13 protein-coding genes are annotated in these 14,947 nt (G+C 68.2%); 11 read left to right on the top strand and 2 right to left on the bottom strand.

Annotated elements, in window-relative coordinates; translation table 11 throughout:
• Positions 1-9 precede the first annotated feature (9 nt).
• From ACFVJ5_RS24435 to ACFVJ5_RS24425, 3 genes are read left to right on the top strand one after another with little or no spacing between them, the layout of a single operon-like run.
• Entirely contained in the window at positions 10-720 is a 711-nt protein-coding gene (locus tag ACFVJ5_RS24435; RefSeq protein ID WP_379223342.1) for an ABC transporter ATP-binding protein, read from the top strand.
• Positions 721-748: 28 nt separating this feature from the next.
• Positions 749-1,180 (top strand): NYN domain-containing protein, encoded by a 432-nt coding sequence (locus ACFVJ5_RS24430; RefSeq protein WP_379223340.1) that lies wholly within the window; start codon positions 749-751, stop codon positions 1,178-1,180.
• A 47-nt stretch (positions 1,181-1,227) separates the two neighbouring features.
• Positions 1,228-2,541, top strand: coding sequence for a chloride channel protein (locus tag ACFVJ5_RS24425; RefSeq protein ID WP_379223338.1), 1,314 nt, complete (start codon positions 1,228-1,230; stop codon positions 2,539-2,541).
• 19 nt (positions 2,542-2,560) lie between these two features.
• Here ACFVJ5_RS24425 and ACFVJ5_RS24420 read toward each other — a convergent pair whose 3' ends face one another.
• Entirely contained in the window at positions 2,561-3,160 is a 600-nt protein-coding gene (locus ACFVJ5_RS24420) for a TetR/AcrR family transcriptional regulator (protein WP_379223337.1), read from the bottom strand.
• An 87-nt stretch (positions 3,161-3,247) separates the two neighbouring features.
• Here ACFVJ5_RS24420 and ACFVJ5_RS24415 point away from each other — a divergent pair, with 87 nt between their 5' ends.
• The 8 genes from ACFVJ5_RS24415 (at position 3,248) to ACFVJ5_RS24380 (ending at position 14,270) form a co-directional block, all read left to right on the top strand.
• Positions 3,248-4,855 (top strand): carboxyl transferase domain-containing protein, encoded by a 1,608-nt coding sequence (locus ACFVJ5_RS24415; protein ID WP_379223335.1) that lies wholly within the window; start codon positions 3,248-3,250, stop codon positions 4,853-4,855.
• 5 nt (positions 4,856-4,860) lie between these two features.
• Positions 4,861-6,972 (top strand): biotin carboxylase N-terminal domain-containing protein, encoded by a 2,112-nt coding sequence (locus ACFVJ5_RS24410; protein ID WP_379223333.1) that lies wholly within the window; start codon positions 4,861-4,863, stop codon positions 6,970-6,972.
• Complete coding sequence (locus ACFVJ5_RS24405) at positions 6,969-8,129, top strand: acyl-CoA dehydrogenase family protein (RefSeq protein WP_266293533.1); 1,161 nt, start codon at positions 6,969-6,971, stop codon at positions 8,127-8,129. Before ACFVJ5_RS24410 ends, ACFVJ5_RS24405 begins: the two co-directional genes overlap by 4 nt.
• A gap of 107 nt (positions 8,130-8,236) precedes the next feature.
• The gene (locus tag ACFVJ5_RS24400) at positions 8,237-8,686 is read left to right on the top strand and encodes a MaoC family dehydratase (RefSeq protein WP_379223413.1); all 450 of its coding nucleotides are present in this window, start codon (positions 8,237-8,239) and stop codon (positions 8,684-8,686) included.
• 44 nt (positions 8,687-8,730) lie between these two features.
• On the top strand, positions 8,731-9,546 hold the full coding sequence (locus ACFVJ5_RS24395; RefSeq protein WP_379223331.1) for an HpcH/HpaI aldolase/citrate lyase family protein: 816 nt from the start codon (positions 8,731-8,733) through the stop codon (positions 9,544-9,546).
• Between the two features lie 56 nt (positions 9,547-9,602).
• Entirely contained in the window at positions 9,603-11,546 is a 1,944-nt protein-coding gene (locus ACFVJ5_RS24390) for an acetoacetate--CoA ligase (protein WP_379223329.1), read from the top strand.
• A 12-nt stretch (positions 11,547-11,558) separates the two neighbouring features.
• The gene (locus ACFVJ5_RS24385; RefSeq protein WP_379223327.1) at positions 11,559-12,773 is read left to right on the top strand and encodes a TetR/AcrR family transcriptional regulator; all 1,215 of its coding nucleotides are present in this window, start codon (positions 11,559-11,561) and stop codon (positions 12,771-12,773) included.
• A gap of 81 nt (positions 12,774-12,854) precedes the next feature.
• Positions 12,855-14,270, top strand: a complete 1,416-nt coding sequence (locus ACFVJ5_RS24380) for a DUF1254 domain-containing protein (RefSeq protein WP_379223325.1) — start codon at positions 12,855-12,857, stop codon at positions 14,268-14,270.
• 20 nt (positions 14,271-14,290) lie between these two features.
• Here the strand turns inward: ACFVJ5_RS24380 and ACFVJ5_RS24375 are convergent, their stop codons facing one another.
• Positions 14,291-14,944 carry a hypothetical protein gene (locus ACFVJ5_RS24375; protein WP_379223323.1) on the bottom strand — a complete coding sequence of 218 codons (654 nt, stop codon included), beginning with the start codon at positions 14,942-14,944 and terminating at the stop codon, positions 14,291-14,293.
• Positions 14,945-14,947: the final 3 nt, after the last annotated feature.

The raw sequence follows: 14,947 nt of genomic DNA, 5'->3' as shown, positions 1-14,947 counted from the left end.
GGATCCACCGTGGCAATCACTCTCACCGACGTCACCCTCACCTACCCCGACGGCACCGACCGTCTCACCGCCCTCGACCGAGTGAACATGCACGTCCCCGGCGGCACCATCGCCGCGGTGACCGGCGCGTCCGGATCAGGGAAGTCGAGCCTGCTGGCCGTCGCCGCGACCCTGATCCGGCCCGACTCGGGCACGGTCGTGCTCGAAACCGAGTCGGCCACTACCGATCTGGCTACGCTGAGCCGCCGAGCGGCCGCCACAGCTCGGCGGAACTCGATGGGCATCGTCTTCCAGCAACCGAATCTCATCCCATCGCTCACCGCCGTCGAGCAGCTGGAAGTGACCGCCCACCTCGGCGGCCCGAAGCGGGCATCGCGTAGTGAAACCAGTTCCCGCGCACAGGAACTACTCGAAGCGGTAGGCCTGACCGAACACGCTCACAAACGCCCCGCCCAGCTCTCCGGCGGCCAGCGCCAGCGCGTCAACATCGCCCGAGCCCTGATGAACGACCCCGCCCTGCTCGTCGTCGACGAACCCACCAGCGCCCTGGACTCCGAACGCGGCGCCGCGATCATCGCCCTGATCACCACCATCGCCCGCGAACACCGCGCCGCCACCATCCTGGTCACCCATGACCCGACCCACCTGCACCGCATGGACGCGGTCTACCGCATGACCGACGGCCGCCTCACCGGCGTCGCCGTCCTCACGCCTGCCTGACGCTCCTGCCACCGGGCAGACTGGGCCCATGAGCGATCCGAGGCATCTCATCGTGGTGGACGCGGCCAATGTCATCGGCTCGCGCCCCAACGGTTGGTGGAAGGACCGCCCGGGCGCCGCGCGCAGGCTTCTCGCCGACCTGGCGAACCTGACGACTCGCCTGCCCGAGACCACCGAGGTCACCGTCGTCCTCGAAGGCGCGGCCACAGCCGCCGCCGACGGCGCCGAACCCTCCGCGCCGCGGATGAAGGTGGTCCTCGCCGAACGCTCGGGCGACGACCAGATCGTCGACGTGGTCGTCGAGACCGATTCCCACGAGCAGATCACCGTCGTCACCGCCGACCGCGAACTCCGCACCAGAGTCGAAGCCCATGGCGCCGAAACCGTCGGCCCCGGCTGGCTCTGGAACCAGATCGAAGCTTCACCCGCTTCGGGTGAAGACAGGACCGAGTCGAGCTGACAGGCTGACTTCGCTCCTCGTCGCGGGAATTCGGTCATGGAGGTGTGATGGCGGATACGCATGCCCCGGACGTCGATCCGGTTGCGGTCATGCGCTCCAAGCGGTACCTCGTGGCTCTACTGCTGGCGGCGGCTCTGGGCATACCGATCTCCTTGGTCGCGTATGGCTTCCTGGCCGCGGTAACGAAGATCCAGCAGTTCCTGTTCAGCGACCTCCCGGGCGACGTCTTCTCCGGTGGCACGCCATCATGGTGGCCACTGCCCTGGTTGGTGCTCTGCGGCGTGTTGACCGGTGCGACCATCCGCTACCTGCCAGGCAACGCCGGTCACTCTCCGGCATTCGGGTTCCATGCCGGAGGCACGCCGGTCGACAAGGAAATGCCGGGCATCATCCTGGCGGCGCTGGCCACGCTCAGCCTGGGGGCCGTCCTCGGTCCGGAGGCCCCGCTGATCGCGATCGGCGGCGGACTCGCGGTGCTCACGGTGCACCTGCTGAAGAAAGACGCGCCCCCGATGGCGCTGGTGATCATGGCGTCGGCGGGCAGCTTCACCGCCATCAGCACCCTGTTCGGCTCCCCGATCCTGGCAGCGTTCCTGATCATGGAAGCCGCCGGAATCGGTGGCGCGACGCTGAGTCTCGTCGCGGTACCGGGACTGCTCGCCTCCGGAATCGGTGCCGTCGTCTTCGTCGGACTGGACAGTCTCACCGGACTCGGCACGTTCTCCCTCGCGCTGACATCCGTTCCGGCGGCGGTGAACCCGACTCTGGCCACGATGTGCTGGGCTGTCGTCGTCGGCGGGATCGCGGCACTCCTCGGCTGGGCGATCCGCTGGGCCGGGCTGGCACTTCGACCGCTCGTCCACACCGATCGTATCCTGGTGACGGCAATGCTCGGGTTGCTCATCGGGCTTGCCGCCACCGCCTACCAACTGATTTCCGGGAACAGCTTCAACCAGGTGTTGTTCTCCGGGCAGGACGCCCTACCCGAACTCGTCGCCCACGCCGCCGACTATTCGGTGGGTGTCCTGCTTCTGCTCGGTCTCTGCAAAACGGTCGCCTACTCGATTTCGCTGAGTGCGTTTCGTGGTGGACCGGTCTTCCCGTCGATCTTCATCGGCGCCGTTCTCGGCATCGCGATGAGCGGACTGCCGGGCATGAGTATGGGTCCGGCGATCGCGATGGGCATCGGTGCGATGTGCGCGGTGATGCTGCGCCTCCCGTTGACCTCAGCGCTGCTGGGTGTTCTGTTGCTCGGTCCCGACGGCATATCGGTGACTCCCCAGGTGGTCGTCGCTGTGGCCGTGGCCTTTGTCCTGATCAATGTCCTCCCGACCACTCCAGCCGAAGGAGCCGGCGAATGACGACCTCCTGACGGGAGAACTATCCGGCCGACAGCGCCGCCAAAGCCATCTGCCTCAGCACCGGACGGGCCCGCGAAGCGCTCGCCGCCGACGCGCTGTGCGGCGTGGAGTTGATCAGGCCGAAGGCGGCGTGGGCCTGAATGCGGGCGGCTTCCTCGGGGAGAGCAGGGTTCAGCTCGCGCAGGACACCCACCCAGATCTCGACGTATTGGCGCTGGGTGCGGCGCAAGATCCGGCGGTCGTTGGCGGGCACGTTGTCGAGGTCGCGGTCCTGGATGCGGATGAGTTCGGGATTACCGAAGGCGAAGTCGAGATGGAAGTCGACCAGGGCCGTCAGCGCCGAGGCGGCCGACGGCGATTCGTCGACAACGGCGCGACCACCCGAGAGCAGGCGCTCACTGATGCCGACCAGGAGTTCGACCAGCAGTGCCTCTTTGTTCGCGAAGTGCCGGTAGACGGCGGGGCCGCTGATGCCGACCGCCGCGCCGAGGTCGTCCAGACGCACGCCGAAGAAGCCGCGGTCGGCGATGAGACGGGCGCCCGCGGCGAGCAACTGTTCGCGACGCTGAGCTTTGAGCTGCTCGCGCCGGGTCACCTGGACAGGCTCGGTAGTCGACATTGTGGCCGCCCCCTCTGGACAACTTGGTTAGTCAAGATTAACCTGAATTTCAGTTATTGGCGATTAACCGAGTGAGAGAATGGCGCGATGACGGTTACGCACGAGACCGAAGACGGCACCGTGGCCGTGACGAGCAACCGGGACGCACACGGCGCCCTGGTCGCGGATCTGCGGCAGCGGCTCGCCACAGCCGCGCTCGGCGGCCCGGAGAAGTCCCGCGAACGGCACGTGGCCAGGGGCAAGCTGCTCCCCCGCGAGCGCGTCGAGCAGCTGCTCGACCCGGGCAGCCCGTTCCTCGAGCTGGCGCCGCTGGCCGGCAACGGCATGTACGGCGACGAGTGCCCCGGCGCGGGCATGATCGCCGGCATCGGCCGCATCTCGGGCCGTGAGTGCCTGGTCCTGGCCAACGACGCGACGGTCAAGGGCGGCACGTACTACCCGATCTCGGTGAAGAAGCACCTGCGCGCGCAGGAAGTGGCCGCGCAGAACAACCTGCCGTGTGTGTACCTGGTGGACTCCGGCGGCGCCTTCCTACCGCACCAGGACGAGGTGTTCCCCGACCGCGAGCACTTCGGCCGCATCTTCTACAACCAAGCGAACATGAGCGCCAAGGGCATCGCCCAGATCGCGGCGGTCATGGGCTCGTGCACCGCGGGCGGCGCGTATGTGCCCGCGATGGCCGACGAAGCCGTCATCGTGCGAGATCAGGGCACCATCTTTCTCGGCGGCCCGCCGCTGGTGAAGGCCGCGACCGGTGAGGTCGTCACCGCCGAGGAGCTCGGCGGCGGCCTGCTGCATTCGCGGACCTCCGGCGTCACCGACCATCTGGCCGACGACGATCGCGACGCGCTGCGGATCGTCCGCAAGATCGTCGGCACGCTCGGCCCGAAGCCGGAGGCGCCGTGGGAGGTGCTGCCCAGCACCCCGCCCGCCAAGAACGAGGACGAGCTCTACGACGTGGTCCCGGTGGACCCGCGCACGCCGTATGACGTGCGCGAGGTGATCGACCGGATCGTCGACGGCGAGGCCGGATTCCACGAGTTCAAGGCCGAATACGGCAAGACCCTGGTCACCGGGTTCGCTCGCATCCACGGCCATCCGGTCGGCATCGTCGCCAACAACGGCGTGCTGTTCGCCGAGTCCGCGATGAAGGGCGCGCATTTCATCGAACTGTGCGACAAGCGCAAGATCCCGCTGCTGTTCCTGCAGAACATCACCGGCTTCATGGTCGGGCGCGACTACGAGGCCGGCGGCATCGCCAAGCACGGCGCGAAGATGGTCACCGCGGTCGCGTGCGCACGGGTGCCGAAGCTGACCGTGGTGATCGGCGGCTCCTACGGCGCGGGCAACTATTCCATGTGCGGGCGCGCGTATTCGCCGCGCTTCCTGTGGATGTGGCCGAACGCGCGCATCTCGGTGATGGGTGGCGAGCAGGCCGCCTCGGTGCTGTCCACGGTGCGCGGCGATCAGCTCGACAGCGCGGGCAAGCCGTGGTCCGAAGAAGATCAGGAGGCCTTCAAGGCGCCGATCCGGGACCAGTACGAGACCCAGGGCAACCCCTACTATTCGACGGCCCGGATCTGGGACGACGGCGTCATCGCGCCGACCGACACCAGAACCGCACTCGGCCTTGCCCTTTCGGTGTGCGCGCAAGCGCCGCTCGAACCCGTTTCCTACGGCGTCTTCCGGATGTGAGCGACATGCTGAACAAGAACCACCCCGTCGAATTCGACACCGTCCTGGTCGCCAACCGTGGCGAGATCGCGGTGCGAGTCATCAAGACCCTGCGCGCCATGGGCATTCGCTCGGTCGCGGTGTACAGCGACGCCGACGTCGACGCGCGCCATGTGCGTGAGGCCGATATCGCCGTGCGGCTCGGACCCGCGCCGGCACGCGAGAGCTACCTGTCGATCGAGAAGGTCGTCGACGCCGCCGTACGTTCGGGCGCACAGGCTGTGCATCCGGGTTATGGCTTCCTGTCGGAGAATTCGGCCTTCGCGGCGGCACTGGCCGACGCCGGCATCGTGTTCCTCGGCCCGCCCGCCAAGGCCATCGAGGTGATGGGCGACAAGATCACCGCGAAGAAGACGGTGACGGCGTTCGGGGTTCCGGTGGTGCCCGGCATCGCCGAACCCGGCCTGACCGATGACCAACTGATCACCGCCGCGACGGACATCGGCTACCCGGTGCTCGTGAAGCCGTCCGCAGGCGGTGGCGGCAAGGGCATGCGCCGGGTCACCGACGCCGCCGATCTGCCCGCCGCGCTGGTGAGCGCCCGGCGCGAAGCCGCTGCGGCATTCGGTGACGACACCCTGTTCCTGGAACGGTTCGTCAACCGGCCCCGCCACATCGAGGTGCAGATCCTGGCCGACAAGTTCGGCAATGTGGTGCACCTGGGTGAGCGCGAATGCAGCCTGCAGCGCAGGCATCAGAAGGTGATCGAGGAGGCTCCGTCACCGCTGCTGGACGCGCGGACCAGGGCCCGGATCGGCACCGCCGCCTGCAATACCGCCCGCAGCGTGGACTACGTGGGCGCGGGCACCGTGGAGTTCATCGTCTCGGCCGACCAGCCCGACGAGTTCTTCTTCATGGAGATGAACACCCGTCTGCAGGTGGAGCATCCGGTGACCGAGATGGTCACCGGTGTCGACCTGGTGGAGTGCCAGGTGCGGGTCGCCGCGGGGCAGAAGCTGGCGCGCACCCAGGACGAGATCCACCTCGTCGGGCACGCGATCGAAGCACGCGTCTACGCGGAGGACCCGGGTCGCGGATTCCTGCCGACCGGCGGCGCCGTGCTCGCGCTGTCGGAGCCGGAAGGCGCTGGTGTGCGGGTGGATTCGGGGCTCTCGGTGGGCACCGTGGTCGGTAGCGACTACGACCCGATGCTGTCGAAGGTGATCGCGCGCGGCAATACTCGCGCCGACGCGCTCGCCGCGCTGGACCGCGCACTGGAGCAGACCGTCCTGCTGGGCGTGACGAGCAACATCGAATTCCTGCGGTTCCTGCTCGCCGACGACGATGTGCAGGCGGGCCGTCTCGACACCGCGCTGCTGGATCGCCGCGTCGCCGACTTCGTCCCCGCCGAGGTGACCGACGACGAATTCATCGCGGCCGCAACACATCACTGGTTGCGACGCTGGCCCGCCACCGGCGGCGACCCCTGGTCGACCCCATCGGGATGGCGCCTCGGCGAACCGGCCCCGACATCGATCAGACTGTCCGCGGGCGAGAAGGTGCGCCACGTGTTCATCACCGGCACACCGGCTTCGGCGACAGTGTGGCTCGACGAGCCGGAGTCCGGCGTACCGACGACGAGTCGCCCCGAACCGCGCACGCTCACCGCCACCGCCTCGGCCGAGGGTCTCGCGTCGACGCTCGACGGGCTGCGGCGCACCTACCGCATCGCCGAGGCCGACGGCCAGCTGTGGGTGAGCCACGACGGCGGGCTCGCCGTTCTGCGCGAGGTCGCCGAGGCGAGCGTGCGCGGCGACACGGCCCACGTGGGTGATGCCGAAATCCGCAGTCCCATGCCGGGTTCGGTGATCGCCACGCCGGTCGAGAACGGCGCGACCGTCGCCGTCGGCGATCCGGTGATCGTGATCGAGGCCATGAAGATGGAGCACGCGCTCACCGCGCCGGTGGCAGGCACGGTGGAGGTGCTCGCCGCCCCCGGCGCCCAGGTGAAGCTGGACCAAGTACTGGTGCGCGTCGTCGCCCACCCCGCAGAAACCGTCGTCGCGGAAGCCGCGACAGAACCCGCCGTCGTCGAGACCGCCGCGGCACCGACCGAGCCCGAAGGAACCCCCGCATGACCGACTACCTGTCCACCGGTTCGCTGCCGGAGGAATACCGCCAGCTCGCACTCACCGTGCGCGATTTCGCCAACCAGGTCGTCGCGCCGGTGTCGGCGAAACACGATGCCGAACACAGCTTTCCGTACGAGGTCGTGGCGGGCATGGCCGAGATGGGCCTGTTCGGCCTGCCGTTCCCCGAGGAGTTCGGCGGCATGGGCGGCGACTACTTCGCCCTGTGCCTGGCACTCGAGGAACTCGGCAAGATCGACCAGAGCGTGGCCATCACCCTCGAGGCGGGTGTGTCGCTGGGCGCCATGCCGATCTACCGCTTCGGCAACGACAAGCAGCGCACCGAATGGCTGCCCCAGCTCACCAGCGGGCAGGCGCTGGCGGGCTTCGGGCTCACCGAACCCGACGCGGGCAGCGACGCGGGCGGCACCAGGACCACCGCCGTGCAGGACGGCGAGAGCTGGGTGATCAACGGCAGCAAGCAGTTCATCACCAACTCCGGCACCGACATCACCCGCCTGGTCACCGTCACCGCGGTCACCGGGCAGGCCGGCGGCAAGAAGGAGATCTCCACCATCCTGGTGCCGACCTCCACGCCGGGTTTCGTGGCCGAGCCCGCCTACAACAAGGTCGGCTGGAACGCCTCCGACACCCACCCGCTGAGCTTCACCGATGTGCGGGTGCCGCAGGAGAACCTGCTCGGCGAGCGCGGTCGCGGCTACGCCAACTTCCTGCGCATCCTCGACGAGGGCCGCATCGCCATCGCCGCGCTGGCCGTCGGCGCCGCGCAGGGCTGTGTGGACGAGAGCGTGCGCTATGCGGGCGAACGCCAGGCCTTCGGGCAGGCGATCGGCCGCAATCAGGCCATCGCGTTCAAGATCGCCCGGATGGAGGCGCGGGCCCACGTCGCGCGCACCGCCTACTACGACGCCGCCGCGCTGATGCTGGCGGGCAAGCCGTTCAAGAAGGCCGCCTCGATCGCGAAGATGGTCGCCAGCGAGGCCGCGATGGACAACGCCCGCGACGCCACCCAGATCTTCGGCGGCAACGGCTTCATGAACGAATACCCGGTGTCGAGGCACTACCGTGACAGCAAGATCCTGGAAATCGGCGAGGGCACCACGGAGGTACAGCTGATGCTGATCGCACGGGAGCTGGGTCTGTGAGCGCGCCTGATCACGGCGGCCCGGAGGCGGCAGCGGAGCGTGACCACGCAGGGCCTCGAGAGCAGGCGCCATCGAGCACCGCACCGAGGCGGGTCGTCCAGCGCGGACTGTGGTTCGAGGAGTTCGAGATCGGCACGATCTATGAGCACCGCCCCGGCCGCACCATCACCGAGGCCGACAATGTCCTGTTCACCACGCTGACCATGAACACCCAGGCCCTGCACCTGGACGCGGCCTTCGCCGACGCGCAGCCGCCGTTCAACCAGCGCCTGGTGAACTCGATGTTCACGCTGTCGACGCTGGTCGGGCTCTCCGTCGCCCAGCTCACGCAGGGCACGCTGGTCGGCAACCTCGGTTTCTCCGAGATGACCACGCCCGCTCCGCTGTTCCACGGCGACACCATGTACGCGGAAACGCTGGTCACCGACAAGCGTGAATCCAAGAGCCGTCCCGGCGAGGGCATCGTCAGCCTGGCTCACACCGCACGCAACCAGCACGGCGTGATCGTGGCGACCGCGATACGCAAGACACTGGTCCGTAAGGCACCGCAGGCATGAGCGACCGACACCACGCCACCGGGCACCCGTCGAAAGGACGCAGTATGAGCTGGCAGCCGAGTGGTCCCGCGTGGCTGTTCTGCCCGGCCGATCGCCCCGAACGCTTCGCCAAGGCCGCCGCAGTGGCCGATGTGGTGATCCTCGATCTCGAGGACGGTGTCGCGGCGGGTGACAAGGCCGCGGCCAGGCAGGCGCTGATCGACACCCCGCTCGACCCCGCGCACACCGTGATCCGGGTGAACGCGGCCGACACCGACGACTACGCGGCCGATCTGGCGGCGCTCGCGCAGACCGCCTACCGCCGGGTCATGCTGCCCAAATGCGAGTCGGTCGACCAGGTTCGCAGCCTCGACGGCTACGAGGTGATCGTGCTGGTCGAATCGCCGCTCGGCGCGGTGCGGATCACCGAGTCGGTGCAGGCCGACAACGCCATCGGCGTGATGTGGGGCGCCGAGGATCTGGTCGCCGGACTCGGTGGCACCTCGAGCAGGCATGCCGACGGCAGCTACCGCGATGTCGCCCGTCAGGTGCGTTCGTCGACCCTGTTGGCGGCCAAGGCCTTCGGCCGCTTCGCACTGGACTCGGTGTACCTGAACATCAAGGATCTCGATGGACTCGCCGCGGAGACGAGCGATGCGGTCGCTGTCGGATTCGACGCCAAGGTGGCCATCCACCCGAGTCAGGTCGCCGTGATCCGCGACGGCTACGCACCCGACCCCGCCGAGCTCGACTGGGCGCAGCGGGTACTGGCGGAGGTGCCCGACCATCGCGGCGTCTTCGCGTTCGAGGGCCGTATGGTCGACGCGCCGGTGCTCCGGCATGCCGAACAGATCGTCCGGCGCGCAGGCGTGCCCAGCTGATCATCGGGTAACCCGTCCCCGATACACGAGTAGTCCAGTTCGAGGAGGACATCGGAGTGCAACCGCAATGGGTCCCGAGCGCGCAAGATATCGCGTCGGCCCGAATCACCGACTTCGCCGCCTTCGTCACCGCGCGAACCGGCGACCAGTATCCCGACTACCAGGCACTGTGGCAGTGGTCGGTGGACGACATCGCCGGCTTCTGGCAGGCCGTGTGGGACTACTTCGAGCTCGGCGAGACCGCCGGTGAAGTGCTCGGCTCGCGGGAGATGCCGGGCGCGCAATGGTTTCCCGGCACCCGGCTGAACTATGTCGACCAGATCATTCGGATGGCCCAGTTCGGCCGCCCCGCGGTGATCGCCCTGCACGAGGACGCCGAGCCGCGGGAGGTGTCCTGGGCCGAATTGATCGAACAGGTGACGGTTTTCGCGCGGACCTTGCGTGAGCAGGGCGTCGAGGCGGGCGACCGGGTGGTCGGCTACCTGCCCAATATTCCGGAAGCGATCGTCGCGTTTCTCGCCGCCGCCAGTATCGGCGCGGTGTGGAGCGCCTGCGGTCAGGACTACTCCGCCAAGGCCGCGCTGGACCGGCTCGGCCAGCTCGACCCGACGGTGCTGGTCACCGCCGACGGCTACCGGTTCGGCGGCAAGCAACACGACAAACGGGCCGACATCGCGGCACTGCGCGACGGGCTGCCCGGCCTGCGTGCCACCGTCGTCGTCTCGCAGCTCGGACTCGACGTACCCGACACGCTCTCCTGGACGGACTCGGTCGCCGATGCCGGACTCGGTGTGATCGAAACCGTCCCGGTGGATTTCGATCATCCGCTGTGGATCGTGTTCTCCTCCGGCACCACCGGGCTGCCCAAGGGCATCGTCCACGGCCACGGCGGCGTACTGCTCGAGCACCTGAAAGCCGTAGCGCTGCAATCGAACATGGGCCCCGAGGACACGTTCTTCTGGTACACCAGCCCGAGCTGGATGATGTGGAACTTCCAGGTGGCGGGTCTGCTGACCGGCGCCACCGTCGTCACCTACGACGGCAGCCCGACCGCGGGCGGACCGGATGCGCTGTGGCGCATCGCCGCTCAGGTGGGCGCCACCGTTTTCGGCACCAGCCCCGGCTATGTTCTCGGCTGCGTCAAGGCCGGGTCGGTGCCACGCGCCGAGCACGACCTGTCGGCCCTGCGCTCGGTGGGTATCACCGGTTCGTCGCTGCCGGTGTCGAGCGCGCTGTGGTTGAACGAGAATGCCGGAGAGCACGTTCAGGTGAATTCGATCAGCGGTGGCACCGATGTGGTGTCGGCGTTCGTCGGCGGCGTCCCAACCGTGCCGGTATGGCCGGGTGAGCTGTCGGCGCCGTATCTCGGCGTCGCCCTCGATGCCTTCGACGAGCAGGGCAACCCCGTGCGCGGCGAGGTCGGCGAGCTGGTGGTCACCGCGCCGATGCCGTCGATGCCGGTGAGCTTCTGGCGCGACGACGACGGAAAGCGCTACCACGCGGCCTATTTCGACACCTACCCCGGCGTATGGCGCCACGGCGACTGGATCACCCTCACCGAACACGACAGCATCGTCGTGCACGGTCGCTCCGATTCGACGCTCAACCGCCACGGCATCCGCATGGGCAGCGCCGACATCTACCAGGTCGTCGAACAGTTCCCGGAGATCGCCGAGGCCCTGGTGATCGGCGCCGAACAACCCGACGGCGGCTACTGGATGCCCCTGTTCGTCGTGCTCGCCCCCGGCGCGGAACTCACCGAAGACCTCACAACCCGTCTCGCCACCGCGATTCGCACCGAGGTCTCCCCCCGCCACGTCCCCGACGAGATCCGCGAAGCCCCCGGCATCCCCCACACCCGAACCGGCAAGAAATTGGAAGTCCCCATCAAGAAGCTCTTCCAGGGCGCCGATCCCGCCCGCGTCGTCGAACGCAGCGCCGTCGACGACCCCGCACTCCTGGACTGGTATGCCCGGATAAGCCCACCCGACAAGGGCTAATACACTTGAACTATGAATGTCAGCGAGTCTCGTGGGGCGCGTGGGGTAGCTGGGACTGAAGTTCGGCGGCGGCCGAAGAATCGCCGGGCGCAGATCGCGGCGTCGTCGGCGGTGGCGTTCGGCGCCGCCGGGTATCACGGGGTGAGTATGGAGGACATCGCATCCGGGCTGGGGATCAGTTCGGCGGCGCTGTATCGGCACTACCCCAGTAAGTACGCGTTGTTCCGGGAGGAGTTACTTCGGGTCGGGCAGGCGTTCACGGCATCGATCGTGGTGTCGGCCGAAGACACACTGCCGGCGGCGCAACGGTTGCGGCACATGCTGACCGGGCTGATCGGCGCGACCGTGGAGAACCGGGCGACGGTGCGGCTGGTGCGATGGGAGGGCCGCTACCTCGAGCCGACGGATCGGGTGGTGCTCGACGAGCAGCAGGGTTCGGTGCTGGTCGCGCTCGACGAACAGCTGGCGATCTTGCGTCCCGAATTGACCACGGCCGAGCTGCGTATGGTCTCCACGGCGATCCTCGGTGTGGTCACCAGCATCGCCGATCATCACGCCGCGCTGCCGCTTCGCACGCTGAACAAGCTGCTCGGCTCGGCGTGTATGGCGCTCACCGATGCCGCATTGCCGCCCGCCGCAACCGTTTCGGAGCAGGGTGCCCGCGCCCAGATTCCCGATTCGTTCAAACATGAACTGCTGCTGCGCAAAGCGGTGGAGCTGTTCCACAAGCGCGGCTATCCGAATGTGAGCGTGGAGGACATCGCCTCGGCGGCGGGTTTGTCGGCGGCGTCGGCGGTGTACCGGTTCTATCGCGGCAAGAGCGACATCCTCGCCGCCGCGTTTCGACGCGCGGCAGACCGGGTGTCGGGGGCGATCGGGCCCGCGGTGGCGAGCACGCCCGACAGCGGAGCGGCGCTGGGCGTGCTGGTCGATCAGTTCGTCGCCGACACGTTCGACGAGCGGGCGCTGGCCGTCGTCTACTACGCCGAATTCGGGCACGTGCCCGCCGAGGAACGTGCGGTCCTGCGCAATATCCAGCGGTTGAGCGTGCAGGAGTGGGCGCGGCTGGTGCGCGATATGCGGCCGGAGCTCTCCGCGGCCGAGGCGCGTTTCCTGGTGCACGCGGCGTTCGCGATGGTCATCGACCTCGGTCAGCGCTTCGGCGACGACCCGATCGCCGGCCGGGCCAGGGTCGGATACCTGATGCGGCGGGTGCTGCGCGGCTGAGGCAATTCACCCGTTGCGTATGAGGCGCAGCGTTGCTGACTCGTCATACGCTCGGCGATCAGGCCGTCGAACGGAGCGTGCATGGATCCTCGCGCGAGCGCGTTGACCAGGCGATCGTTGCTCGGGCTCGCCGCGGCGGCAGCCGCCGCGGCGGCGTTGCCCGGGTGCGGGAACGAAGCGGTACCCGAGCCGATCCGCACCACCGGTCGCCCGGATGTGCTCGGCCGGGCGATCGACGCCTACATCTACGGCTATCCGATGGTCCTGCTGGACATGATGCGCGCGGCGAGCGGGCCGATCAACGGCTTCGATCACAGCGTCCTACCCGATCCCTACGATCGCGGGGTGGCCCGGCTCAGCCACGACATGGTCTATTCGCAGGCGTGGCTCGACCTGACCGAAGAGCCGATCGTGCTCCAGATCCCCGGGATGGAGCCCGATCGGTTCTGGCTGTTCCAGCTGGTCGACGGGTGGGCGAACACCGTGCACGACCTGACCAGCAAGACCCCGCGGACCACCGTGGACGCCGACGGTCCACCTTTCACCTATGTCCTCACGGGGCCCCAGTGGACCGGTGCGCTGCCCGCGAAAGTGACCCGGCTGCACATGCCGTCGTCGATGTGCACGATCGTCGCGCGGGTTCAGATCAACGGCGCCGGGGACGCGCCGGTGGTCAACCGGTGGCAGGAGAAGATGAAGCTGATCCCGCTGAGCGCCTGGGATCGCGGTGAACTCGCCGGGACGGTCAGCCGCGTCCACCAGATCGACCGTGGACCGGAGCCGCCGACGAAGCGAATTGCCGCGATGGACGGCCGCACCTACCTCAATCGCCTGTGCCGGCTGATGCTCACCGATCCCCCCGCTGCCGCCGACGCGCCACTGATGACGCAGCTGGCCACGATCGGTGTCCAGCCCGGTGGGGTCGTCGACGACCAACCCGCCGACATCCTCGACGAGGCCGTGCGCCAGGCCCAGCGCCGCATCGCCGACTGGACAGACCCGACCGCACGCTCCGTCAACGGCTGGGAGATCCCCATCGACCTCGGCGCCTTCGGTACCGACTACCTCCGCCGCGCCGCCACCACCAAGCGCTCCCCCGCCCTTGCCCCCGTCCGTGACGTCCTCTACGCGAACCGCGACGCCCCCACCACCGACGACCGAGGCAACCCGCTGCGCTACCGCATCCGCTTCGAACCGGGCCGATGGCCTCCTGTCCACGCCTTCGCCTCGATCACCGCCTACGACACGCAAGGCTTCCTGGTCCCCAACCCCGACGCGATCTACTCGGTCGGCCACTTCCCCGCCGTTGTCCCCGGACCCGACGGATCCGTGGAACTAGCCGTTCAACACCAGGACCCACGTCCCGCCGTCCCCACCGGCAACTGGCTCCCCATCCCCGCCACCGGCGACTTCTCCCTCACCCTGCGGCTCTACGCACCGCGCGAGAACGCCCTCGACGGAAAGTGGGAGCCCCCGCCGATGACGCTGGTCGACTGAGCCGGGCACGGTTCAGCCGATCACCCGAACTCGACAACGGTGCCGTTCTCGATCGACACCCTCGCGGCCTCGAAGAACAGCAGCCAGGTGATCAACTCCCGGTCGAACGGGTGCGACGAATCGCTGTCCAGCATCGTCCGGATCCTGCCGATCTCGGCGTCGGTGAGCACCCCATCGGCCAGCTCGATACCCAAATACGGTGCGACATAGATCAGTTCGCGCAACAGCGCAGTGCTCGACCCGACCATGCCACCGGCGATGTCGACGTCCTCGCCGACGAAAAGTACTTCGTCGAAATCGACCGGTACGTAGAACCCTTCGCAGTCCGAATGGCAGATGAGATGGGAGTCGAAGGTGGATCCGACCAAGTCGATGGCTGGATCATCCGAAGCGCTGTCTCCGTCGGCGACGGGTGTCAGCGGTTGCTCGGGATACTCGCGCGCTCGGGCATACGCGCGTCGCAGATAGTGCACGAAAGAGTAGGGCACGCTCCCTATCCGAGCGCGGTCCACTGCCGAACCCGCAGTCCTCGGCTCGCTGTGCGGAGCAAGCCCCTCCCGCACCAGTAGTTCGCTGAGCGCGCGCAGTTGCTCGGTCAACGCATCGAGATACTCCGGGTCGCTGCCGTCTGCCACGGCAAAGGCCAGCCCCCCGGTCCCCACTGAAAGTCCCATGGG

It is taken from the genome of Nocardia sp. NPDC127606 (genome assembly GCF_042671725.1).
GTDB lineage: Bacteria > Actinomycetota > Actinomycetes > Mycobacteriales > Mycobacteriaceae > Nocardia.
This window is presented reverse-complemented; position numbering and strand designations above follow the sequence as displayed.